Origin of the sequence: Clostridium sp. Ade.TY, assembly GCF_000498355.1 — a bacterium.
Classification (GTDB): domain Bacteria; phylum Bacillota; class Clostridia; order Clostridiales; family Clostridiaceae; genus Clostridium.
Map to the genome: position 1 here is coordinate 56,605 of NZ_AVSV01000002.1, position 23,345 is coordinate 79,949.

Consider the following 23,345-nt stretch of genomic DNA (forward strand, 5'->3'; position numbering starts at 1 on the left):
CCCCTTAATTTATAAATGAAAATTTTTTATAAAAAAGTATCTAAAGCACCTAACAATTTATGTCCTAACTTAGTAAGTGAAAATGATTGCCATAAAACAGCAAATCCTAAAGCATTAGCATATAATAATAAAGTATAATTATTATTTACATAATAACCTACTATAAATGCTATTAATATTAGCAAATAAATTGTTAATATTTGTATAGATATTTTTTTTAGCTTTTTTCTTTTTTCTATTTTCTTTATAGGTTTATTAACACTATCTACAGGTGCTAATTTATAAATAACAATATAAGAAAATAAAAAGATGCAAATTGATATTAACATAGTAAAATTTAAACTAATATTTAAATTATTAATTAAAATTGGAATTAAAATACATACTAAAGTTCCAATAATTAAACATCCTAAGGCGCTATTTGAATGAACTCCCCCAGAATACTTTCTAAGTATACTAATTCCAAAAGACATTATTAATGCTTCTATAAGCACATTAAATATAATTCCAAATATAATTACAAGTAATATTGACATTCCTATTTGAAGTATACCATATATTCCATATGCTATTACTTCTTCTTTATCTTTATCTATTTCATTATTTTCAGAGGAAATTTTACTTGCAATATTTTTTGATATAATATCTAAATTAATCATTATTAATTTTTTTCCTTTTCTTCAAAAAATTTATTAATAATATAATTACTAAAAATATAATTAAAGATGGTAATCCATAAATTGTTTTTAAAACAGGATCACTAAATACTGATGTAACATTTTCACCAACTTTAAGCTGTATTAAAAATAAATTTATACCTTCTGAAAAAAACAAAAGTATAGCTGTTATTATTCCACCTTTTATACATTCTACAGTATTTATTTTATTAAAAAAATTAGTAATACAAACTAATAAAATTATATTAAGTATAGTATGTGTTCCATATCCTATTGGAAAATTTCTTACTATAAACATACTAATAGCTAGTCCTAAACTAGATATAATATATTTTTTTATATCTAGTTTTTTATTTGCAAATACATAAATTGCAAACACAAACAAAAAACTTTCTGGAATAGCTCTTACTATTAATTCAAAAAATGATATGTGTAGCATAATTATGTCTCTCCCTTATATGTCATTGTAGCTTAAACATTTATTTATTTTTTTAACTGAGCTATATATTACTATAAATACAAAAGCTCTTATAAAAATATCTCCTATACTTAATACGCTATATCCTAAATCAAATATATCAGTTAAAAACTTTGCATTAGTATTTGCTCCACCTAAAATATGTATATCGTTTACTTTGCTAAAAGCATCCACTTTAGCATATCCCGTTAAATATGATAAACTTGGAAAAACAGGCATAAACCCACCGTTTAATTTTATAGCAATATCATTTAATATGCCTCCAACAAAAATAAATCCTGCTCCAATTATTGCACTAACATATTGTTCATACTTAAAAATAAGAGGTAAATAAGAACATAAATAAAACATTTTAAGTATTCCTGCATACTTTATAAAACTATAATTGCCATTAAATATATTAAATTGTACAAATAGATTTATACATTCCATAAATATAACTGGATATATAGCATAGCTTTTAAATAAAGGCTTTACTTTATACCCTTTAATTTTACAAAAAATCAAAGCAATTATAATAGTTTCTAGCATACAAATTTCTCCCCTATTTTTAACGGAAATTCTTCTTCTTATTCCAAAATATTCTTCTTTTCAATTATACTATATTTCATTTTCACTTTCTATATTTTTTGATTAAATGGTAAATTTAATTTTTTAAATAAAGTTATTATTAATTTTAACTATTTCAATTTTTAACTAAATACAACTTACATTTCCACTTTATAAATTATTGTAAAATATAAAAACTTAAAATATTTATAAATTTTAAATCATCTAATGCCTTTAATAAATATACTAATATAAAAAGACTTTTTAGGAGATTTTTATGAATGATTTAAATTATAAATTTAATTCACTTGATAATTTAATAGGTAATACTCCTCTTATTGAAATTATATTTTCTTACAAAGGTAAAGAAATGAAAATATATTCTAAACTTGAATATTATAATTATACTGGAAGTATAAAAGATAGAGTTGCACTTTATATATTAAAAAAAGCCTATAATGAAAATAAAATTAAAGCTAATGACACAATAATAGAAGCTACAAGCGGTAATACTGGAATATCATTTTCTGCAATTGGAAGCTTTTTAAATAATCCTGTTAAAATTTATATGCCAAATTGGATGAGTGAGGAAAGAAAACAACTTCTAATTAACTTTGGTGCTGAAATAAAGCTAATTTCAAAATCATCTGGAGGATTTCTTGAATGTATAAGACTCTGCAAAGAAGATGCAAAAATTAATAAAAATATTTTTCTCCCATCTCAATTTGAAAACAATGACAATATAATGGCTCATTATTTAACTACCGGACCTGAAATTGCAAAAACTTTATCAAAGCACAATTTACCTCCTAATTGTTTTATTGCTGGCGTTGGAACTGGTGGTACTATTATGGGAATATCTAGATATTTAAAAACTATTAATCCAAAACTAAAATCTTTTCCACTTGAACCATCAAATTCAAAAATATTATCCTGTAAATTTAGTAATTGCTCTCATAGAATAGAGGGAATATCTGATGAATTTGTTCCGCCTATTTTAAAACTTTATGAACTTAACAAAGTCATTGATGTAGATGATGGTGATTCAATAGTTATGGCAAAAAAACTTTCAAATTCTTTAGGACTTGGAGTTGGCATATCATCTGGTGCTAACTTTTTAGGTGCTTTAAAAGTTCTTTTAAAAGAAGGTTTAAATAATACTGTAGTAACTGTTTTTTCTGATGACAATAAAAAATATTTAAGTACAGCTCTTACTAAAGATGAACCTATTAAAGAAAGCTTTTTATCTAAGGATATAGAACTATTATACTTCAATGTATTGTAAAAAGAATGAGATAAATACTTAATTGTAAGTATTTATCTCATTTTTATAAATTAATATAAAATTTAAAACATTCTTTTTTATCTTCTTTATTAAAATTAAGACTTTCAAAAATTTTTATAGATTGTATATTGTCTTTATGAACATATGCACTTAGTTTCCTTATATTATAATCATTATTTTTTAATAAATTAATTAAATGCTTAACAAGTTCTTTTCCATAACCTTTAGAACGTTCATCTTTATCTACACAATAGTTTATTATGGCCTCATTATTTTCATCTAATATTTCATAAGAAATTTGACCTAACGGAACTAAATCTTCTTCCATTACTAACATATTATTTATGCGATTTTCAAACCACTCATTAAACTCATCTAAGTCCATACATTTTCCATATTTCGAAAACTTTATTGTATCCTCATCATTTATCCATTTAAATAAAATATCAAAATCTTCTAAATTTCCTCTTCTTATCATCTATCTAGTGCTCCTAACTAATATAAATTCCTTAGTTTACATTTTAATTATTTATAACTCTTTATGCAACTAATCACATATAAGTCTTTTAACATAATCAGTTTTAGGATTTTCTATTATTTCATTAGGTTTTCCCATTTGTTCTATTTTTCCATTATTCATAATCATAACTAAACTCCCAAGTTTTAATGCTTCCTTTATATCATGAGTAATAAAAAATATAGTCATATTAAGCTTTCTTTGAATTTTTATTATTTCATCTTGCAAAGATTTTCTAGTTATTTCATCTACAGACCCAAATGGCTCATCCATAAGCAATATATTAGGCTCTTTAGCTAATGCTCTAGCAATACCTACCCTTTGTTTTTGTCCACCACTTAATTCTCTAGGATATCTATTTATTAATTCTTCTTCTAAATCAACAACTTTCATTAACTCTTTAACCTTTATCTTTGTTTTATCTTTATCATTTTTATCTAAATCCAATACAAAAGATATATTTTTTTCAACTGTCATATGTGGAAATAGTCCTACCCCTTGTATTACATACCCTATGTTCTTTCTAATTTCTGTAATGTTTTTATTATTTATATCTTCTCCATCTATTATTATTTTACCTGAATCTGGCTTTAATAATCCATTTATCAGTTTTAAAGTAGTTGTTTTTCCACTTCCTGAACTCCCAATTACTGTTACAAATTCTCCTTTTAAAAGGTCCAAATTAAAATCTTTAAGAACTTTTTTTGTTCCATAACTTTTATTTACTTTTTTAAAACTAATTATAGGCTCATTATCTTTCATAAAAAACTCCTATTCAATTAAACCTTTTTTTATTAAAAATTCCTTAGCTACATTAAAATCATCTTCTTTATTAACTTCAACAGAATAATTCATACTAACAATTTCTTTTTCTGTTATGTTTTCTTCTAATAAACTAAGTATTTCTTCTAACTCTGGATACTTATCTAAAGTTTCTTGTCTTATTACAGTTCCAGCAAAATAATCTGGGAAAAATCCTTTATCATCTTTAATAACTTTGAATCTTTCATCTACTAATCTTCCATCTGTTGTTGATGCTGTTATTACATCAACTTTTTTATCTTCTATAGCCTTATATTTTAATCCCATATCTAAATCAAGAGTATTTTTAAAATTAAATCCATATAATTTTGAAATAGCATCATATCCATCTTCTCTTTCATAAAAATCATATTCCGCACCAAACACTAAGTTTTTTGATGCCTTTGCTAAATCTGAATAAGTTTCTATTCCATATTTTTCAGATATATCTTTATCTACAACAATAGCATAAGTACTATTATATCCATAAAGATTTAACCAATTTAAATTAAACTTATCCATATACTCTTTTTTTAATTGTTTTATTAATTCATCATTCGATTCTACACTTCCGTTTTTAAGAACGTATTCCCACGATGTTCCTGTGTATTCTGGATATAAGTCAAACTCCCCTGAAACTAATGCTGGATGTATATTAGCGGTTCCTCCTCCTATACCTTTTTTTATCTCAACATCTATATCTGTTTTATCTTCTATTAATTGAGATATTATCTCTGTTAATATATATTGTTCAGTCATAGGTTTTGATGCAATTATAAGTTTCTTTTCCTTACTAAAAGAACTAACTAATATAACAAATATTATAAGTATAATAGTAATTGAAATTACTACTTTAGTTTTAAAATTATACTTTTTACTTCCATTTTTATAAACTTCTCTTCTATATCCATTTGCCATATTACTTACTTTCTTTTCAAAATGTGATAATATAAAATCTATTATTAATGCTATTGATGCTATAAGTAAACTTCCAGCTACTGTCATCTCTTTACTATTAGTTGTTATTCCTCTCCATATAGCAACCCCAAGACCTCCTGCACCTATAAATGATGCTATACCGCAAAGTGCTATTGTCATAACTACCATATTTCTAAAACCTGCAAATATTACTGGTGCTGCAAGTGGTATTTTTATTTTATATAAAAGTTGAAAATTAGTTGTACCCATTCCTTTTCCAGCTTCTATTATATCCTTATCAAGATTTAAAATACCAATATAAGTATTAGTTATCATAGGTAATAATCCATATAAAGATAAAGTAATTATTGCCGTAATGTTACCAACACCTGATATTGAAACTAAAAACCCAAGTATAGCAATTGATGGTATAGTATATAAAAAGCTTGTTATTCCCTTAACTGGTGTTGCTAATCTTTTCTTTTCAGATATTAAAATACCCAAACTCACTCCTATTATTGTTGCTATACATACAGATACTAAAGATAAAAATAAATGTTCTCCTATTAATTCTAGAAAAAAATTTTTTCTATTCATATATAAATCTAAAATACTTTTTATAAATTCCATACTCCCTCTACATGTAAATTAATAACACTATTAATATATTTATATAAATTTATTTTTATTACTTGATAAACCATTTATATTTGCGATTTATTTGTGTTAGTTATATACTTTTTATTATAATATTTTATTTTTAGGAGGTTTTATGGCTAGTTTAATATTAGAGGGAGGTACCTTTAGACCTATTTTTAGTGCTGGTGTTATGGATGCTCTTTTAGAAAATAATATTTTTTTCCCTTATTGTATTGGTGTTTCAGCTGGAATTACTAATGGATTTTCATATTTTTCCTCTCAAAAAGGTAGAAACTTAGAAATTTTAGAAAAATATAGGAATGATAAAAGATATTTAGGCTTTAGAAATTTCTTTAAATGTAAAAGTCTTTTTGGTTTAGACTTTGTTTTTGATGAAATTCCAAATAAACTTTCCCCTTATAATATTGATGCACTTACAAATTATAAGGGAAGAGTATTAGTTGGAGTAACTAATGCAATCACTGGAAAAACTGAATACTTAGATGGAAAAAAAATTGATAATAAAAATACTATGCTTAGGGCAACATGTGCTATTCCATTATTTTTTCCTGCAATAAAAATTAATGAAGGATATTATTACGACGGAGGATTATTAGATCCTATCCCAATAAAAAAAGCTATAGAGGATGGAAATGATAAACACTTAATAATACTTACAAGACCAAAAAGCTATAGAAAAAAATTAGGTAAAAGAAATATAATTGCGGCTAAAATAGTTTCTAGGAAATACCCAAAGTTAAAAGACTCATTTTTAACTCGTCATAAATTATATAATGAAACAGTTAAATTTTGTGAGGAATTAGAAAAGCAAGGTAAAGCTATAATTATAAGACCTAGAGAAGACCAAGCTATTGAAAGCTTTGAAAAAGATATAGAAAAATTAAAAAAAGGATATAAAGATGGCTATAATATGGCACTTGAAAGAATAGATGAAATAAAATCACTTTTAAAATAAAAAAGAGCTACAAATGTAGCCCTTTTTTATTTATCTAAAAGTTTTAAATATTCAGCATATCCTTCACTTTCCATATCTTCTTTTCTAATAAATCTTAAAGACCCAGAATTTATACAATATCTAAGACCTCCTAATTCTTCAGGCCCATCACAAAATACATGCCCTAAATGAGAGTCAGAATTTTTTGTTCTTACTTCTGTTCTTTCCATATTAAAACTATTATCTCTTTTTTCTTTTATTAAATTTCTATCTATAGGTTTGCTAAATGCTGGCCAACCACATCCTGAATCAAACTTATCAGTTGATATGAATAAAGGTTCACCACTTGTTATATCCACATATATACCTTCCTCAAAATTATCCCAGTACTCATTTGCAAAAGGTGGTTCCGTTACATCTTCTTGCGTTATTTTATACTGTAAATCTGAAAGTCTCTTTTTAAGTTCTTTACCACCTAATTTTTTATATTTTTTCATCTTCATCTATATCAACCTCTTTTTATAAGTATTATAACAATATTTTAACCTATAATTATGGTGTTATTAAAGAATTTATTTTTAATTTAAATATATATCCGAAAATTCTATTTCTATTTTGTTAAGTTGTATATGCTCAATATACTCTTGTTCTTCAATATATGAACTTAAATTTTCTAAATCATTTAAAACATCAGGTATCCTTATTAAAACTTCAGTACCTGCACCTAAAACACTTTTTATTTTAATCTCTCCTCCATGAAGTTCCACTAACTCTTTTGCTATATATAAACCTATTCCACAACCTTCATTCACCTTAGTCATTCTATTATTTACATTCTTTAATCTACTAAATAAGCTATTTAATTTATCTATAGAAATTCCTATTCCTCTATCTCTTATCCTTATTTCTATCATTCCATCATTTAATAATAAATCAACATTTATAGGTTCATTTTTATCATTAAATTTTATTGCATTAGATAATATATTAAGTATTATCCTTTCTAAATGATCTTTATCAAACAATGCCAACTTTTCTTCAAATTCAGTATCAAAAACTATATTTATATGACTATTTTCTAAAAATTTATTTGCTTTAATTACTATATCCTCAACTAAACTTACTATTTCTATCTTCTTAGGTCTATGCTTAAATACACCCTCTGATATTTTTATACTATCTATCATATTGTTTATAAGTTTTATCATTCTAAATATATTTTTATTACAAGTACTTATATACATATCAAACTTTTCTTTATCCTCTAAACTCATTCTATCAAGCTTACAGTCAAGTAATTGTATAGATGTATATATTAAATTTATTGGTGTTTTAAATTCATGAGATATATTTGCAAAAAATTCTCTTCTTAATTTATCCAACTCTTTTTCTTCTTGCTTTTGATTTGTTATATCATTTATAACTATTATTCTTCTTATAGTATTTTTATTTTCATCTTTTAAAGGATTACTTCTAATCCAAACCCATCTCATTTCATTATCTCTTCTTATAAGCCTTGCTACTACATCCAATGGTTCATTATAATCTATTTTATCAAGTAATTTTTTATCATCATCATGAAGCATTTCTCTAGTTATTTCTATACTATCTTTTTTATATAACTCTCCTCTACTTATTCCAAATATTTTTTCAAATGCCTGATTTACAAAAACAACTTTATCACTATCTTTTATTATTATTGCATCTTCTAAATTATTTAACATATTAAATAAAATAAGTTCATTATTTAATATACTTTCTTCTACTGCAACTTTATATGATATATCTTTAGATACTCCAATAACACCTAATATATTATTATTCATATCAAAATAAGGAACTTTTACTGTTTCTTCTATAAATTTCTTATTATTATTTAAAACTTTTTCTTCTACATATATTTTTTGTCTCTTATCCCTTATTACCTCTATATCATGTTGTCTAAAGCTTCTTGCTGTATCTTCACTAAATAATTCGTAATCTGTCTTACCTATTATTTCATTCTTACTCATTCCTAAATGTTCTGAAAATTTTCTATTGCAAATTAGATAATTTCCATTAATATCTTTATAAAATACATAATCTGGCATAGCATCTATAAATAATTCTAAAAGCTTTTTTTGATTTATAAAATCATCCTCAAATATTGAACTTTTGCTCTTATCATCTGAATTACACCATAAAACAACATAGTTGTCATCAACTCTCTTTAAAGAAACATTATCAGTATTAAATTCTCCATATTCATTACAAATAGATATTGCACTTGTTAAAAAATTCATATTACTTACCCACTTAACAGTTTGTCCAACAGATAAAAGTTCACTAAATTTTTTATTTACAACAGTTCTATCATTAAAATTAGTTTCCTCAATTAATAAATCATTTCCTACGTCCTCTTTATCTCTTAGTATTTTGCAATAAAAATAATTAACAGAAATACTATCCAATATCCTCTTCCATACGCTCCCCATACATACTCTCCTTTTTCCCTTTTGTTTAACCATTTTATTGAATTTTTGTTTATTATATAACATATTATACACTTAAAACCTATAATTTTTAAACATTTTATAAATATTTTTTTGAATTTAAGTTAATACTATCTATGAAATTAAAAACTAAGGAGAGATTTTTATGTCAAGTACAACTGGAGTTGTTAAATGGTTCAATCAAGAAAAAGGATATGGATTCATATCTTGTGATGATGGAAATGATGTCTTTGTTCATTTTTCACAAGTTAAACATAGTGAAAATAATAAAGATCTTCATGAAGGAGAAAGTGTTTCTTTTGATATAACTGATGGACAAAAAGGCCCAATGGCTATAAATGTACAGAAACTTTAATAAAAGGTACTACACTTTTTGTAGTACCTTTTATTATTTTATATTATTGATTATATATTTATTTATTATATTTCCAATGTCACCACTATCTTTTATTTTTTTGCATTTGTATATATCCCCTTTTAATTCAATCTCTACAAGTTCAATATTTAACTCTCCATTTTTTAAATATAACAATATGCAATATGAAGATTCTATAACAAACTCCATACTACCAACTTTAATTAAATTTTCTATAATTTTATAATCATGAAAGTTTTCAGATGTTTCTTCATAACATTCACCCTTTGCTATTCTATATTGCACTCCATCTATAGCTCTAAAAAATGTAACATTATCATCACATACTCCTCCAGCCATTAGTGCAATTCCAATCTTTTCTGATTTAAGGCATTCTATAATATCCTTATTTCTCTTTTCTATTATAGTTAAACTTTCAATATCAACTATATCTATCAAATCTATTAAATTTTCATTTATTAAAGATCTATATATTTCTTTTAAATCCTTCTCATATTGAAATAAAAATTTTTCAATATTATAATCTGACTTAATTATTATTTTTTTCATAAATTGTTCTCCTAAAAAAGTTTATGTTTATTAACATATTATTATATTATCATAGTAAACTATATTATTAATAATTATTTTTATTTTATAGGAGATTTATATGAAAAAATTATTTTTATTTTCAAACCTTTTATTTACAATATTAATTTCATTATTATATATAAATAGTAATGTAACTCAGCTAAGGACTACAAAAGTATCAAATAATATAAATATTAATAAAGAAATAGAAGATAAAATTAAAAATATGACTTTAGATGAAAAAATAGGACAACTTATAATAGGTGGCTTTGATGGATATACTCTTTCTAATGATTTCAATAAACTAATTAAAGAAAAACATTTAGGTGGTGTAATTTTATTTAGTAAAAACATAAAAGATTCCAAAAGTCTTCTTAATCTTATAAATAACTTAAAAGAAACTAACAATTTAAATAAAGTTCCTCTTTTTATATCAGTAGATGAAGAAGGAGGTCCAGTATCTAGAATGCCTAATGAAATCTATAATATTCCTTCTAATAAATACATTGGTAAAATAAATAATGAAGATTTTAGTTATGAAATAGGAAAACTTTTAGGGCTTCAATTATCTTCTTTTGGTTTTAATTTAAATTTTGCTCCTGTACTAGATATAAATAGTAATCCTAATAACCCAGTTATAGGTGAAAGATCTTTTGGAAATGATAAAAATTTAGTTTCTAAATTAGGAATTAAAACTATAGAAGGAATTAAAGAAGAAAATATTGTTCCAGTTGCTAAACATTTCCCAGGACATGGAGATACTTCAGTAGATTCTCACTTAAATCTTCCTGTTGTAAACTACGACTTTAATAGACTTAATAATTTTGAACTAGTTCCATTTAAAGAAGCAATAAAAAATGGCGTAGATGCCATAATGATTGCACATATATTAATTCCTAAATTAGATAAAAATAATCCATCAACTCTTTCAAAAACTATAATAACAGATATATTAAGAACTAAATTAGGATTTAATGGCTTAATAATAACTGATGATATGACTATGGGTGCAATAACCGAAAATTATAATATAGGTGATGCTGCTGTAAAATCAATTAATGCTGGAAGTGATATAATATTAGTTTGTCATGATATAAATAATATAAATACTGTAATAAATTCAATAAAATTTTCTATATCTAAAAATATAATATCTGAAAATCGAATTAATGAAAGTGTTTATAGAATATTATTAATTAAAGAAAAATTTAATATAAATAGTAATAAAATTGATTTTGTAGATATAAATTCTATTAACTATAAAATTAAAGAAGTTTTAAAAAAATATAAAAATTAAAAGGGCCAAATAGCCCTTTTTATAATTCTTCTTTTGTTGGTATTGAGTCTATCGCTCCATAACTTGTACAAGTTATCGCACCAACTTTATTTCCAAAACCTATTATTTCTTTCCACTTTTCAAAAGTTATATTTTCTTTATCATATATTTCAGAAACTTTTTTAAGAACTGCTCCAACAAATGCATCTCCCGCACCTGTAGAATCAACTTGAACTATATTTATTGAAGGAATTATTTCTAATAATTTGCCATTACTTATTAAAGTTCCATCTTTACCTAAAGTAACTGAAACTATTTTAGCTCCTAATTCATGTAATTTTTTAACACCCTCTTTTAAATCCTTTTCTCCAGTTATAAGTATAATTTCTTCATCACTTAATTTTATAAAATCTGATAATTTTATAAATGCCTTACAATCTTCTATAAATCTTTCTTTTATATCTTCAGTTATTAGCATATCTCTATAATTAGGATCAAATGAAATAAATATTCCATTCTCTTTAGCATACTTTAACAATTTAAAATATGTATTTTTAAGTTCTCCATCTAAAAATCCAGTAGCTGAACCAAAATGTATTATATCTTTTTTATTTATTTCATCCAAATTTATATTATCAAAGCTATAATCTCCATCACTACCCCTATGAAATTCGAAATCTCTTTCCCCATCTTTATCTATTGCAACAAATGCTAAAGTTGTATATCCATCCATTTTAGTCATATTAGTATTTATATTTAATGATTTAAGCATATGAACTAAAAACTTTCCAAATGAATCATTCCCAACTTGTCCTAAAAAACTACTAGTCCCTCCAAGTTTACAAACAGCAGCTGAAACATTTGCAGGTGCACCACCTGCCTTTTTCTCAAAAGTTATACCATTTTTTATTCCAAGACCAATATCTTTACCTATAAAATCTATCAATAATTCTCCAATACAAAATACTTTATTCAAAGTACTCAACCCCTCTCATATTCCATATTTTTAATTCCTTAATATTTATATTATCCTTTTCTGATTTAATTTCTATTTTACTTTCACTCTCTTTAGGATATATCTTTGTTGATGCTACAAATTTTCCATCATCAAAAAATATTTCAATCGCCGATTTATCAACAAATATATTTAATTTTAAAATGCAATTATTATCCAATTTAAATTTTCTTAAACCTTTTTCACCTAAAATCATATTATTTCTATCTAAAATACACTCATTATTTTTAAAATCATACTTTATAGTAAAATATTCATTTACCCCTAAAGTAATATTTAATTCTATATTATTAGATTTTAATTTTTCTATTTCTAAATAAAGTTCATAGCTATTTTCTTTTATGTCACTAAACATAAAATTATCTAACCTTTTATTTTTTAAACTTAGAATATTATCTAATCTTAATTCTCTAATTTCACTTAATGGCTTTTGATATAGCATATTATTTTTAATAGTAATTTCTCTTGGCATTGTTAATGAAAAAACCCAACCATCATCACAAGAACTATGGAATTTTTCTTTTTCAGGCAACCCCATCCATCCAATTAATATAGTTCTTCCCCTATCATCTTTAAATACCTGAGGTGCATAAAAGTCAAATCCTTTATCTAACTCATAAAAGTCATCACCTAAAAAGCTTAAATTATCATAATTAAACTTTCCAATTATATAACCTGATTGATATATATTCTGATATTTAAATTCTTCTTCCTTTAATCCTTGGGGCGAAATTACAAGTACATCCTTATCATTTAATTCAAACAATGCTGGACATTCCCACATAAATCCAAAGTCATTAAATTTTGTTTTAACTTCACCTTCAAAATTCCAATTTTGCGTATCATCGGAAGTATATATCACAATCTTTCCTTTTAAATCCTTTGTTTGAATTCCTAATATCATATAATATTTACCATTTTTTTTAAAAACATATGGATCTCTAAAATGTGCCGTATATCCATTTGGAATTTTATGTATCACAGGTCCTAATTTTTCTATACTTCCATCACTTTTCATTACAGCCTTACATTGATAAGATTCTCTGTTATTATTTTCATCTTTAACATTTCCAGTGTAAAACAACTCTAAATTCCCATTTTTAACAATACCACTTCCAGAATAACACCCATCTTTGTCATAAATATTATTCGGAATTAGAGCAACATTTGGAACTTTAAAACTTTTAAAATCTTTAGTTTTTGTAACTCCCCAATGCTTATATTTATGCTCACATCCATATGGATTCCACTGAAAAAATATATAATACTCACCATTATAATAACTTAACCCATTTGGATCATTTATAAGTCCAAATGGAGCATCAAAGTGAAAATTATTTTTCCATCTATTCTTTTGTTTCCCATATTGCTCTATACACTTCTCTTTTATTTCATTACTACTCATAAATTTCATTATAATTTCACCTTTCTATTTAAACTATTTGGTGAAATATAATAAATTTAAAGTATATTAAATAAAAAAATATATTAAACTTTACCTACACTTTCTCTTATTATTAATTTTGCAGGTATTTCATAATTATTTTCTAATTCTTCTTCATTTATTAACTTTAAAATTCTTTCTGCTGTTTTTTCACCAAATAATCTATAGTCAATCTTTACAGTAGTAAGTGAAGGATATGTTATTTCTCCAACATCATAACCTCCAAACCCAGCAATTGATATATCTTTTGGCATATTTATACCTTTTTCAAAGAAATATCTCATAAGCCCAAGCGCAATATTATCTGTAGCACAAACAACTGCTGTAGGATTATAATTTAGAACTTTTTTTCCTGATTCATATGCTCTTTCAAAAGAGAAATCTGTTAAAACAAAATTTAAATTACACTTTTCTTCATAAAAAGCATCAAAAAATCCATTCTTTCTATCTAACCCAACTGCTTTATCTTTTTCACTTACTCCTAAAAATACAATATTTTTATGCCCTTGATCTTTTATATACTCTCCAAGCATTTTACCTATAGCCCTATCATTTAATTCAATATGGTTTATATATTCTGATCTCTGTCCTGAAAACATAATAGGTATAGGAAGTTTATTTGCTAAATTTATATGATCTTTTGATATTTCAAAAGACATTATAATAATTCCATCTACACCTTGATTATATAAATTTTTTATATGATTTAATTCTGTATTTCTATCTAATTCGCTTGTTAATATTATTCCTTGATACCCATACTCTTGAAGCTTTTTATTTATTCCATTTAATGTTTTACCTGCTGTATATGAGTCTATTCTAGGAATTATTATCCCTATAAGTTTACTTTTTTTTGATTTTAATCTTTTAGCAAAAAAATTTGTTTCAAAGCCTGTTTTTTCTATAGCTTCTTTAATCTTTTTAGTATTTTCTTTACTTACATAACCACCATTTAAATATCTTGATACAGTGCTTTTTGATACTCCTACCATGTTGGCTATATCTTGTATTGTAACTTTCATTTTACCTCCTAAAATAATGGTATAACCGAATTTTCTTTTTCAATTATACCACTACTTTTAGGGCTTATGCTATTATTCTTCTGGTTTGAAGAACATATATGTTAATATAAATGCTACCACTATTCCTATTGCATTTACTAATAAATAACCAACTATATTTGTATTTAAGTATAATAGAGCACCTGGTACCGCTGTTATTCCCATTCCAGATCCAGCTAAATGTATTATTGATGCTACCATCCCTGATACAGCTCCTCCAACACATGCAAATATAAACGGTTTTATAAATCTTAAATTAACACCAAATATCGCAGCTTCAGTAATACCTAAAAATGCCGGTATAGCTGATGAAATATATAATGAACGTTTTTTCTTATCTCTTGTCTTAAGTCCAACTGCAAGTGCTGCCGCTCCTTGTGCAACTATAGCTCCAGTTATAACTGCATTAAATGGATTTAAGCCTGTTGTAGAAATTAGTTCAACCTCTAAAGCATTAAATATATGATGAACTCCTGTTACAACTATAACTTGATGAATACCACCTATCACTGCTCCACCAATTCCAAATGGAAGTGCTAAAAACATCTTAAATAAATCTAATATATATATTTCAGTTGTATGCATTATTGGTCCAACAACTAAAAGTCCAAGTATCATTGATATTAATAAAGTTATAAAAGGTGTTAAAATTAAATCTAAAACATCTGGCATGAATTTTCTTATAGTTTTTTCAATTTTAGAACCAATAATACCAAGAACTAAAGCCGGAAGAACTGATCCTTGATATCCTACTATAGGAATACTTAATCCAAGTAATGATATATAAATAGGTTTTGCGCCTCCTACAACTTCCCATGCATTTGGAAGTTGTGGTGCAACAAGCATTAATCCAAGAACAATACCTACAACAGGTGTTCCCCCAAACTTTTTAAATGTTGACCATGCAACTAATGCTGGTAAAAATATAAATGCAGTATCTGTTAAAACTTCTGAAAGTTTCATAAATGTAGGGTTAAAGTCTATCCCTAAATTTACAAGAAGTCCCCTAAGACCCATAAATAATCCAGTTGCAACAAGTACAGGTATTATAGGAACAAAAATATCTCCAAGTGTACGTGATATTTTTTGAGGTATTGTCATATTACTATATGCATCTTCTTTTACATTTCCTGAGTCTATCCCCTCTTCTTGCATAGCTTTATAAACTTTATTTACAAAACCTGTTCCTAAAATAATCTGATATTGAGCTGCTGCAAAAAATTGTCCTCTTACACCATCAATATTTTCAATTTCTTTTTCATCAATAAGATCTTTATTTTTTACTATAAGACGTAATCTAGTAGCACAATGCTCCATTGACTTTATATTTTCTCTTCCACCGATATATTTTAATATATCTCTTGCAACTACTTGTTCTTTGCTCATATTTAATCCTCCCATATAAAACTCATCATATTTTTTTATTTACTTCTTGACTATATGGTATCAATTCCACATTTTCTTGTCAATTTAATATAATTTGTATTTATAAATATTTTATTATATTTTTTATAAAATTAATATTATATATAGTAATATATAAGTATTTTTATAATTTAAACGATTTATTTTCTTTTTATATTAAACCTTTACATCAATTTTATGGTATTAGTTTCATAAAATTTCATATAAAAAAGAGATCATCTAATATTAAGATGATCTCCTTTATTTATTAAAATATGTTTCTTCTCATACTATATATAAATTTAGCTAATGGAATTGCAATTGCAATTCCTAATATAACTTGGGCTGTATCTCCTGGTAAATGCATGGCTGCATATATTATACTTCCTACAAAACCATTTGATGCACCTAAAATTAAACCTCCCATTATAGCATTAGCTATAAAATATCCTACTAAATCTATAATTCCTCCAATAATAAATGCTAAAATATAAACTTTTATTGTTTTATCTTTAAACTTTTCTATAAAAACCGCAACAACAAATGCCATTAATCCTTTTATTACAAATGTAAATGGAGCCCATATTAAATATCCTCCAAATATATCTACCAAAGCCATTCCAACAGCACCTGCTACAGTTCCATACTTCCTTCCAAGTAAAACTCCTGATAATAATACCATACAATCACCTGGTTGCATAAACCCATTAAGAGTTGGTATTTTTATTATACTTCCTGAAACAAATACAACTGCTATCATTAAGCTTGTCATTATGAGTATTTTTATTTTCTCATCTTCTTTAACTTTTATATTATTCATTATTACTTCCTCCTAATTTATTTTAAACAAATCTTTTAACTAACACTCTTTATGCTACTAATAGTATTCCTATATAACACTTAGGTCAAATGTATCGTTACAATATAGTATAGTTTTAATAAATTTGTATAAATTAGTTCTCATATTATAAATATTATTTATTTCATATGTATAATTTATACACTTATATATATAAAAATCTAGTAGAAAATATCTACTAGATTTTTTATTTAAGTTACCCTATTTACTTTTATGATTTAGTTATAATCGTACTTGTAAATTTTAAAGTTTCACTTAAAACTTTAATTACTTCTTTAAGTGCTTCTTCAACTGCCGAAACACTTCCAACTATAACTAAAGATCCGCTAAATCTATCTATAAATCCTATAGAAATATCTGATGATTTTGTAGCTACATCAGCTGCTATTATAGATGCTTCACTAGGGGTTATAGTCATTATTCCAAGTGCTCCCTTTTTATCAATTACAAGCCCTAGCTTTTTATATAATTCATCTACTGGATTTGCTATTAAATGTGCAAGAGTAACTTGCTTTCCTGGTACATATTCTTGAACTACTCTCATTACTTCTTTGTCATCAAATATGTTCATAATATATGACCTCCTAATATAAGTTTTCTATAAATCCTTTATCTGGGTTATTTATAATAGCATCATCTAATAACATGCCTTTTTCTTTTAACATTTTTTTACTTGTACTTATCCCCATTTCAACTGCTGAAATATCTCCACTTACTATAAAAAAACTTTTACCACACATCCCTCTTGCAAGTCTAACTTCTACTAAATTTAACTTAGCACTTTTTGCAGCTATATCAGCAGCTTCTATTATTGATGCAACTGAATAACTCTCAACTATACCTACAGCCGAACTTTCAATTATCTCATTACATCCAGTAATAGCCTTATATATATCTTCTACAGGATTTCCTAAAAGAAAACTATCTATAATATTTTCTTCACTTTCAAACTTTGCAACATCTAATGCTTCTTTAACTTCAGATATAGTTCCTTTAAATAATACTATATATTTACCTGGACAAACTGTTGCTGCATGAATTATCTCTATATTAGATGTTTTTGCCATTTTATCTGAAATTAACATTCCTGTTGGCACTTTCAAAAATTCAACTAACCCTAATGCACCATTCAAAATAAACTACACCCCCTTAATTATTTCAATAAACTCATTAGAAATATTTTTAATTTTCCCATTAATAGGTGAATGTAAATACACACCTAAGCAATTATCTACTTCTGCAATAACTTGTCCCTTTTTTATGCTTTCTCCAATTTTAACTATAGGGCTTGACTCTTTTCCTATTGATTGTTTTAAATTTATTTTTAATTCTTTTATTTCTCCTGAAAAATTGCATATTTCAGCTTCTTTATCAAACTTAGTTAAACCTAACCTAGATAAAACTCGTTTTACTGGTACTCTTTTATAATCCCTATCCTTTTTTTCTTTTATGTCATCTATCTTAATTGGTTTTATACCATTTTTTCTAAATCTATTTTTTAATTCATCAATTACTGCTTTAGGATTTAACCCTTGATGACAAGAATAAGAAGAGCAAAGATTACATCCTGAACATCCAAAGGCATTGATAAATACTTCTGTATTATAATTTAATCCAAAAGCTAATGAATTCATTATTTTATGTGGCTCTATCTTATGACCTAAATTATATCTTGGACATAAATCTGTACACATTCTACATTGAGAACAAACTCCCATTGCTCTTTTTAGTTCTATAGATAATTTAATTTCTCTATTTGATACTATAGAACTATCCTTTGGAATTATAAATATCCCTTTTGTAGTTTTATTTACTGTATCATTTAAGCTTCCAATTCTTCCTGTCATTGGTCCCCCAACTAAAACTTTAAAATTTTCAATTGTAGATCCTGAAGCCTCTTTTATTAAATCTTTAAATTTAATTCCTATAGGTGCATATATAGTTTTAGGTTCATTAACAGCACCTCCAACAGTTAAATATTTATGTGTTACGGGAATATTTAATTCTACAGCATTATATACATTAAGTGCTGTCTCTACATTTATAACCATAACTCCAACATTTAAAGGAATTCCTCCTTGTGGTACTATCTTATTAGTCACTTCATAAACTAAAACTACTTCGTCTCCAGCTGGATAACCATCTTTTAGTAAAAACTTTTTAAGTCTATCAAATTTATATATTTCATTATCAACAGCATCATTTGCCTTTTTATAATGTTCTTTAAATGCAACTATCCCTTCTTTAGCTCCTAAAGTTTCTACTATTATGTCCAACCCTTTTAATATTTTATAAGTTTCTTCTTTTAAAAGGTTTCTATCAACTCTAAATAAAGGCTCACATTCTGCCCCATTTAATATAATTATATTTGCATCATATGATAATTTTGCATATGTAGGAAACCCAGCTCCTCCAGCTCCAACAACTCCATATTCTTTTAATAAAGCTTTAAGTTCATCTAGTACCATAAAGAATTCCCCCTTTCTTTTTTATTCATCAACTATTCCAACTATTGCTGCATCTATTGGAACATCTTTTTTATAAAGGCCTAAGTTAGCATTTTCACCTATAGTTACCAAAACAATACTTTGTCTTCCTGCTCCAACCCTATCTATAGCCACTATATTTTTTCCATTATTATATCCTTCTAAAGGTTCAACTACTAAAAGCTTATATCCCATCAATCCATCTTCTTTTCTAGTGCTTACAACATTATCTATAACTTTTCCAACTATCACTCTGTTCACATCCTTATTTATAAGCTTTATTCCAAATAAGACTTATATAAAGTCTAAATTTGGAATAAAACGCTTATATTATTTCAACATAATCTCCATTTTTAATGCCAAGTGCATTCCCTTCGTCTGTGTCTATATGCATTTCTAAGTGAAAATCATTTCTAATTCTTACATCAACATTTTCTAATATTCCAGCTCTTTCACCTTTAACTTTTATAGAAACGGTACCTTCTTTCATATTATATTTTTCAGCATCTATTGGATTCATATGAATATGTCTTTTGGAAATTATACAGCCTTCTTCAATTTTTATAGTTCCTCTTGGTCCAACTATTACTATTTCCCCAGAATCCTTTATATCTCCAGATAATCTAACTGGTGCATTTGCCCCAAGAAATATAGAATCTGTTTTTGAAAGTTCTACTTGTGTTTTATCTCTTATTGGCCCAAGTATTCTAACTTTTTCTATAGATCTTAACTTTTTACCAACCAAAGTTACTGTTTCTGAAGCTGCATATTGTTCTCCCATTAGAATTTTACTTTTTGTTAATTCATACCCTTTACCAAAAAGAATTTCTAAATGCTCCTTAGATAAATGGACATGTCTTGCTGATATTCCAACTTTAACATTTTTACATTCTATAGGCTTAATATTGATTTCACTATTATTAAGTATTTCTAATACCTCTTCAGTTATTTTATCAACTAATTTTTCATACATAATAAAAGGCCTCTATATTAAATATTTTTTGGTAATATTAGCTCAACTGATGAATGTGGTCTTGGTATTACATGCACCGCAACAACTTCTCCAAGCCTTCCAGCTACTTCTGCTCCTGCTTCTGTAGCTGCTTTTACAGCTCCAACATCTCCCCTTACCATTACAGTTACAAGTCCTGACCCTATTTTTTCTGTTCCTACCATTTCAACATTTGCAGCCTTTACCATTGCATCTGCACCTTCTATGGCTGCAACTAAACCTCTTGTTTCTAACATACCTAATGCTTGTTGTCCCATTTTAAAACCCTCCATAATTTCTTTTTTATTAATATCATTACTTTTCACTACTTCTTTCTTTTTTCTTCCCCTTTTTTTCTTAGTCTTATCTTCATTTGATATATCTATTGAAGTGATTTCCTTATTATCTTTCATAAACTATAGCCCCTTGTATTTTTGCTTACTCTTTTTTATAATATTTATTACTTCTTCATGAGGTCTACTAATAACTGCTTTTGCTACACATTTAGTTATTTTATTTGCAGTTTCATTACCAACTTCAACTGCTGTTTTAACATCTGAAATATTTCCCGAAACTATTATAGTAACAAGCCTTCCACCAAGTTTTTTTTCTAAAGTTTCTAATTTTACATTAGAAGCTTTTGTCATGGTATCCACAGTTAACATTGCAGATACCACTCCAACTACTTCCACTATCCCTAGTGATCCCATATCAAACCTTTAATTAATCTAATTTTGGTAATATTTTTTCTACATCCCCATTAGGTCTTGGTATTACATGTACCGCAACAACTTCTCCAAGTCTTCCTGAAACTTCTGATGCAGCTTCTGTAGCTGCTTTTACAGCTCCAACATCTCCTCTTACCATTACAGTTACAAGTCCTGATCCTATTTTTTCTGTTCCAATTAAAGTTACATCTGCTGCCTTTACCATTGCATCTGCTGCCTCTATAGCTGCAACCAATCCTCTTGTTTCTATCATTCCTAAAGCTTCTTGTTTCATAATAAAATCCCCCTTAAATTTACTTTATACAACTTATTTTTATAAATTCCTTAATACCTTCATCCGGATGAGCCATTACATACTTTGAATGAACTCCAGATATTTTATTTGAAGCATTTATCGCTGCTTCCATAGCCATATTTACATCACTTATAGTTCCACTAAATTTAACTACTATTAACAATGGAACATTAAGTTCATCCGCATTTTTAGGTTTATTTTTATCTAAAGCTTCAATCTTTACATTTGCAGCTTTACACGCTGCGTCTACTGCAACTAATGCGGCTGTAAGACCAAATACTTCAATTAATCCAATAGCTTTCATTTTATTACCTCATTATTTATTAACTATAGCTATCTTTATTCCATCTTGTCTTATATTAGTTAACATTGCTTCCTGTAAATTTTCTAAATTAAACTCATGTGTTATTAATTTTTTAATTGGAAGTCCAATTCCATTTGCTCTCTTTAAGAAATCAAATGTTATTAAATAATCTTGTGGTGTATAAACCCATGAACCAACTACAGTAACTTCCTTCTTACAAATATCATAATGAGGATTAATTGTTGAATCACCATTATCTACAAAAAATCCTACTTCGCAAAGTCCACCACCTCGTTTTATAAATTTCCATATACCAGATGCAGCCTTTGGAACACCAGTACATTGGAATGCAAAATCTGCTCCTAAGTTATCAGTTAAATCATAAACTTTTTTAATAGTTTCATTAAAATCCTTACTTTCAGTTATATTTATTACACTATTTGCCCCAAGGCTTTTTGCAATTTCTAATCTATTTGAATTGCCATCTACCGCAATAATATTTTCTATTCCCATAGTTCTTAAAACTGAAAGTAATAATAATCCAATTGGTCCACAACCTTGAACTAAAATTTTTGAATTAAATTTTAAAAGACCAGTAGATTTCGCTCTTTCAACTGCATGTACAACAACCGCTGCCGGTTCTATCAATATTCTTGAATGTAAATCCATATCTGAAACATTAAATATAGTTGATCCTTTTCTTATAACTAGGTACTCTGCAAACCACCCATTATGATGAATATCATCATCACTTATAAGCCCATATATTCCTTGATTTTCACATAAATTAGTTCTCTCTGGATGATTTAAACAAACATCACATTCACCACATGGAATTATACAAGTAACAATTTTATCTCCAATTTTAAGTTCTTTTCCTCTTGAATCCTTCTTTATATTTTTACCAATTTTTATAATTTCTCCAGTACCTTCATGTCCAAGTACCAAGGGAATTAAACCAAATGGATCATTTTTAAATTCATGAGCATCTGTTCCACATATTCCGCAGCCTTCAATCTTTATTAATATTTCATCATCATTTATTTCCGGTATTTTAAATTCTTTAATCTCAATCTTTTCTTTAGATACTAACATACCAACTTTTCCAGTAGTTAAATTTTCATTAGTAGTAATAATTTCTTTTACGTCATCCTTCATCATCTCTTTAACTACACTTTTTATAATTTCTTCTATATTTAAATTATTTGCTTCCATAACATACCTC

28 protein-coding genes are annotated in these 23,345 nt (G+C 26.2%); 4 read left to right on the top strand and 24 right to left on the bottom strand.

Annotation, left to right across the window (positions count from 1 at the left end; all coding sequences use genetic code 11):
* Positions 1-26: 26 nt before the first annotated feature.
* From O212_RS0100265 to O212_RS0100275, 3 genes are read right to left on the bottom strand one after another with little or no spacing between them, the layout of a single operon-like run.
* Entirely contained in the window at positions 27-659 is a 633-nt protein-coding gene (locus O212_RS0100265) for an accessory gene regulator B family protein (RefSeq protein WP_024613171.1), read from the bottom strand.
* Positions 652-1,116: a hypothetical protein gene (locus O212_RS0100270; protein ID WP_024613172.1), complete on the bottom strand. Its 465-nt coding sequence runs from the start codon at positions 1,114-1,116 to the stop codon at positions 652-654. The genes O212_RS0100265 and O212_RS0100270 overlap by 8 nt, the downstream gene beginning before the upstream one ends.
* A 15-nt stretch (positions 1,117-1,131) precedes the next feature.
* A complete protein-coding gene (locus tag O212_RS0100275; RefSeq protein WP_024613173.1) occupies positions 1,132-1,686 on the bottom strand; it encodes a DUF5317 family protein in 555 nt (184 codons plus the stop codon).
* Between the two features lie 295 nt (positions 1,687-1,981).
* Between O212_RS0100275 and O212_RS0100280 the strand changes: the two genes are divergently transcribed.
* Entirely contained in the window at positions 1,982-2,989 is a 1,008-nt protein-coding gene (locus tag O212_RS0100280; RefSeq protein ID WP_024613174.1) for a PLP-dependent cysteine synthase family protein, read from the top strand.
* A 43-nt stretch (positions 2,990-3,032) separates the two neighbouring features.
* Here O212_RS0100280 and O212_RS0100285 read toward each other — a convergent pair whose 3' ends face one another.
* From O212_RS0100285 to O212_RS0100295, 3 genes are all read right to left on the bottom strand, one after another.
* On the bottom strand, positions 3,033-3,467 hold the full coding sequence (locus tag O212_RS0100285) for a GNAT family N-acetyltransferase (protein ID WP_024613175.1): 435 nt from the start codon (positions 3,465-3,467) through the stop codon (positions 3,033-3,035).
* 69 nt (positions 3,468-3,536) lie between these two features.
* On the bottom strand, positions 3,537-4,268 hold the full coding sequence (locus O212_RS0100290; protein ID WP_024613176.1) for an ABC transporter ATP-binding protein: 732 nt from the start codon (positions 4,266-4,268) through the stop codon (positions 3,537-3,539).
* A 9-nt stretch (positions 4,269-4,277) separates the two neighbouring features.
* On the bottom strand, positions 4,278-5,855 hold the full coding sequence (locus O212_RS0100295; protein ID WP_051372970.1) for an ABC transporter permease/substrate-binding protein: 1,578 nt from the start codon (positions 5,853-5,855) through the stop codon (positions 4,278-4,280).
* 142 nt (positions 5,856-5,997) lie between these two features.
* Here O212_RS0100295 and O212_RS0100300 point away from each other — a divergent pair, with 142 nt between their 5' ends.
* Positions 5,998-6,840, top strand: a complete 843-nt coding sequence (locus O212_RS0100300; protein ID WP_024613178.1) for a patatin family protein — start codon at positions 5,998-6,000, stop codon at positions 6,838-6,840.
* 26 nt (positions 6,841-6,866) lie between these two features.
* Here O212_RS0100300 and msrB read toward each other — a convergent pair whose 3' ends face one another.
* A complete protein-coding gene (gene msrB, locus O212_RS0100305; RefSeq protein ID WP_024613179.1) occupies positions 6,867-7,316 on the bottom strand; it encodes a peptide-methionine (R)-S-oxide reductase MsrB in 450 nt (149 codons plus the stop codon).
* 81 nt (positions 7,317-7,397) lie between these two features.
* Entirely contained in the window at positions 7,398-9,293 is a 1,896-nt protein-coding gene (locus O212_RS0100310) for a PAS domain-containing sensor histidine kinase (RefSeq protein ID WP_024613180.1), read from the bottom strand.
* A gap of 163 nt (positions 9,294-9,456) precedes the next feature.
* Between O212_RS0100310 and O212_RS0100315 the strand changes: the two genes are divergently transcribed.
* Complete coding sequence (locus O212_RS0100315) at positions 9,457-9,666, top strand: cold shock domain-containing protein (protein ID WP_024613181.1); 210 nt, start codon at positions 9,457-9,459, stop codon at positions 9,664-9,666.
* Positions 9,667-9,699: 33 nt separating this feature from the next.
* Here the strand turns inward: O212_RS0100315 and O212_RS0100320 are convergent, their stop codons facing one another.
* On the bottom strand, positions 9,700-10,236 hold the full coding sequence (locus O212_RS0100320; RefSeq protein ID WP_024613182.1) for a hypothetical protein: 537 nt from the start codon (positions 10,234-10,236) through the stop codon (positions 9,700-9,702).
* A 100-nt stretch (positions 10,237-10,336) separates the two neighbouring features.
* Between O212_RS0100320 and nagZ the strand changes: the two genes are divergently transcribed.
* On the top strand, positions 10,337-11,554 hold the full coding sequence (nagZ, locus tag O212_RS0100325) for a beta-N-acetylhexosaminidase (protein ID WP_024613183.1): 1,218 nt from the start codon (positions 10,337-10,339) through the stop codon (positions 11,552-11,554).
* Between the two features lie 19 nt (positions 11,555-11,573).
* Here nagZ and O212_RS0100330 read toward each other — a convergent pair whose 3' ends face one another.
* The 15 genes from O212_RS0100330 to O212_RS0100400 all read right to left on the bottom strand — a co-directional run bounded on the left by O212_RS0100330 (position 11,574) and on the right by O212_RS0100400 (position 23,335).
* The gene (locus O212_RS0100330; protein ID WP_024613184.1) at positions 11,574-12,509 is read right to left on the bottom strand and encodes a carbohydrate kinase; all 936 of its coding nucleotides are present in this window, start codon (positions 12,507-12,509) and stop codon (positions 11,574-11,576) included.
* Positions 12,502-13,962, bottom strand: a complete 1,461-nt coding sequence (locus O212_RS0100335; protein WP_024613185.1) for a sucrose-6-phosphate hydrolase — start codon at positions 13,960-13,962, stop codon at positions 12,502-12,504. Before O212_RS0100335 ends, O212_RS0100330 begins: the two co-directional genes overlap by 8 nt.
* 74 nt (positions 13,963-14,036) lie before the next feature.
* Positions 14,037-15,014, bottom strand: coding sequence for a LacI family DNA-binding transcriptional regulator (locus tag O212_RS0100340; protein ID WP_024613186.1), 978 nt, complete (start codon positions 15,012-15,014; stop codon positions 14,037-14,039).
* Between the two features lie 72 nt (positions 15,015-15,086).
* Positions 15,087-16,439, bottom strand: coding sequence for a sucrose-specific PTS transporter subunit IIBC (locus tag O212_RS0100345; protein ID WP_024613187.1), 1,353 nt, complete (start codon positions 16,437-16,439; stop codon positions 15,087-15,089).
* A 286-nt stretch (positions 16,440-16,725) separates the two neighbouring features.
* Entirely contained in the window at positions 16,726-17,277 is a 552-nt protein-coding gene (locus tag O212_RS0100350) for an ECF transporter S component (RefSeq protein WP_024613188.1), read from the bottom strand.
* Positions 17,278-17,527: 250 nt separating this feature from the next.
* Positions 17,528-17,887 carry a BMC domain-containing protein gene (locus O212_RS0100355; RefSeq protein WP_024613189.1) on the bottom strand — a complete coding sequence of 120 codons (360 nt, stop codon included), beginning with the start codon at positions 17,885-17,887 and terminating at the stop codon, positions 17,528-17,530.
* A gap of 13 nt (positions 17,888-17,900) precedes the next feature.
* Positions 17,901-18,449, bottom strand: a complete 549-nt coding sequence (locus tag O212_RS0100360) for a BMC domain-containing protein (RefSeq protein ID WP_024613190.1) — start codon at positions 18,447-18,449, stop codon at positions 17,901-17,903.
* Between the two features lie 6 nt (positions 18,450-18,455).
* The gene (locus O212_RS0100365) at positions 18,456-19,784 is read right to left on the bottom strand and encodes a 4Fe-4S dicluster domain-containing protein (protein WP_024613191.1); all 1,329 of its coding nucleotides are present in this window, start codon (positions 19,782-19,784) and stop codon (positions 18,456-18,458) included.
* Positions 19,785-19,805: 21 nt separating this feature from the next.
* Complete coding sequence (locus O212_RS0100370) at positions 19,806-20,054, bottom strand: EutN/CcmL family microcompartment protein (RefSeq protein WP_024613192.1); 249 nt, start codon at positions 20,052-20,054, stop codon at positions 19,806-19,808.
* Positions 20,055-20,127: 73 nt separating this feature from the next.
* Positions 20,128-20,775, bottom strand: a complete 648-nt coding sequence (locus tag O212_RS0100375) for a phosphate propanoyltransferase (protein WP_024613193.1) — start codon at positions 20,773-20,775, stop codon at positions 20,128-20,130.
* 17 nt (positions 20,776-20,792) lie between these two features.
* Positions 20,793-21,071 carry a BMC domain-containing protein gene (locus tag O212_RS0100380; RefSeq protein WP_024613194.1) on the bottom strand — a complete coding sequence of 93 codons (279 nt, stop codon included), beginning with the start codon at positions 21,069-21,071 and terminating at the stop codon, positions 20,793-20,795.
* 138 nt (positions 21,072-21,209) lie between these two features.
* Complete coding sequence (locus O212_RS0100385) at positions 21,210-21,503, bottom strand: BMC domain-containing protein (protein ID WP_024613195.1); 294 nt, start codon at positions 21,501-21,503, stop codon at positions 21,210-21,212.
* 13 nt (positions 21,504-21,516) lie between these two features.
* Positions 21,517-21,795: a BMC domain-containing protein gene (locus O212_RS0100390; protein ID WP_024613196.1), complete on the bottom strand. Its 279-nt coding sequence runs from the start codon at positions 21,793-21,795 to the stop codon at positions 21,517-21,519.
* A 19-nt stretch (positions 21,796-21,814) separates the two neighbouring features.
* Positions 21,815-22,120: a BMC domain-containing protein gene (locus tag O212_RS0100395; protein WP_024613197.1), complete on the bottom strand. Its 306-nt coding sequence runs from the start codon at positions 22,118-22,120 to the stop codon at positions 21,815-21,817.
* A 12-nt stretch (positions 22,121-22,132) separates the two neighbouring features.
* Positions 22,133-23,335: a zinc-binding dehydrogenase gene (locus O212_RS0100400; protein ID WP_024613198.1), complete on the bottom strand. Its 1,203-nt coding sequence runs from the start codon at positions 23,333-23,335 to the stop codon at positions 22,133-22,135.
* Positions 23,336-23,345 lie beyond the last annotated feature (10 nt).

Coding starts and splice junctions, on each gene's coding strand:
- O212_RS0100355 (WP_024613189.1), bottom strand. CDS start 17,887: ATGAACATATTTGATGACAAAGAAGTAATGAGAGTAGTTCAAGAATAT.
- O212_RS0100395 (WP_024613197.1), bottom strand. CDS start 22,120: ATGAAAGCTATTGGATTAATTGAAGTATTTGGTCTTACAGCCGCATTA.
- nagZ (WP_024613183.1), top strand. CDS start 10,337: ATGAAAAAATTATTTTTATTTTCAAACCTTTTATTTACAATATTAATT.
- O212_RS0100390 (WP_024613196.1), bottom strand. CDS start 21,795: ATGAAACAAGAAGCTTTAGGAATGATAGAAACAAGAGGATTGGTTGCA.
- O212_RS0100380 (WP_024613194.1), bottom strand. CDS start 21,071: ATGGGACAACAAGCATTAGGTATGTTAGAAACAAGAGGTTTAGTTGCA.
- O212_RS0100315 (WP_024613181.1), top strand. CDS start 9,457: ATGTCAAGTACAACTGGAGTTGTTAAATGGTTCAATCAAGAAAAAGGA.
- O212_RS0100375 (WP_024613193.1), bottom strand. CDS start 20,775: ATGTATGAAAAATTAGTTGATAAAATAACTGAAGAGGTATTAGAAATA.
- O212_RS0100290 (WP_024613176.1), bottom strand. CDS start 4,268: ATGAAAGATAATGAGCCTATAATTAGTTTTAAAAAAGTAAATAAAAGT.
- msrB (WP_024613179.1), bottom strand. CDS start 7,316: ATGAAAAAATATAAAAAATTAGGTGGTAAAGAACTTAAAAAGAGACTT.
- O212_RS0100385 (WP_024613195.1), bottom strand. CDS start 21,503: ATGGGATCACTAGGGATAGTGGAAGTAGTTGGAGTGGTATCTGCAATG.
- O212_RS0100310 (WP_024613180.1), bottom strand. CDS start 9,293: ATGGGGAGCGTATGGAAGAGGATATTGGATAGTATTTCTGTTAATTAT.
- O212_RS0100365 (WP_024613191.1), bottom strand. CDS start 19,784: ATGGTACTAGATGAACTTAAAGCTTTATTAAAAGAATATGGAGTTGTT.
- O212_RS0100340 (WP_024613186.1), bottom strand. CDS start 15,014: ATGAAAGTTACAATACAAGATATAGCCAACATGGTAGGAGTATCAAAA.
- O212_RS0100320 (WP_024613182.1), bottom strand. CDS start 10,236: ATGAAAAAAATAATAATTAAGTCAGATTATAATATTGAAAAATTTTTA.
- O212_RS0100350 (WP_024613188.1), bottom strand. CDS start 17,277: ATGAATAATATAAAAGTTAAAGAAGATGAGAAAATAAAAATACTCATA.
- O212_RS0100265 (WP_024613171.1), bottom strand. CDS start 659: ATGATTAATTTAGATATTATATCAAAAAATATTGCAAGTAAAATTTCC.
- O212_RS0100285 (WP_024613175.1), bottom strand. CDS start 3,467: ATGATAAGAAGAGGAAATTTAGAAGATTTTGATATTTTATTTAAATGG.
- O212_RS0100275 (WP_024613173.1), bottom strand. CDS start 1,686: ATGCTAGAAACTATTATAATTGCTTTGATTTTTTGTAAAATTAAAGGG.
- O212_RS0100270 (WP_024613172.1), bottom strand. CDS start 1,116: ATGCTACACATATCATTTTTTGAATTAATAGTAAGAGCTATTCCAGAA.
- O212_RS0100335 (WP_024613185.1), bottom strand. CDS start 13,962: ATGAAATTTATGAGTAGTAATGAAATAAAAGAGAAGTGTATAGAGCAA.
- O212_RS0100280 (WP_024613174.1), top strand. CDS start 1,982: ATGAATGATTTAAATTATAAATTTAATTCACTTGATAATTTAATAGGT.
- O212_RS0100300 (WP_024613178.1), top strand. CDS start 5,998: ATGGCTAGTTTAATATTAGAGGGAGGTACCTTTAGACCTATTTTTAGT.
- O212_RS0100345 (WP_024613187.1), bottom strand. CDS start 16,439: ATGAGCAAAGAACAAGTAGTTGCAAGAGATATATTAAAATATATCGGT.
- O212_RS0100400 (WP_024613198.1), bottom strand. CDS start 23,335: ATGGAAGCAAATAATTTAAATATAGAAGAAATTATAAAAAGTGTAGTT.
- O212_RS0100295 (WP_051372970.1), bottom strand. CDS start 5,855: ATGGAATTTATAAAAAGTATTTTAGATTTATATATGAATAGAAAAAAT.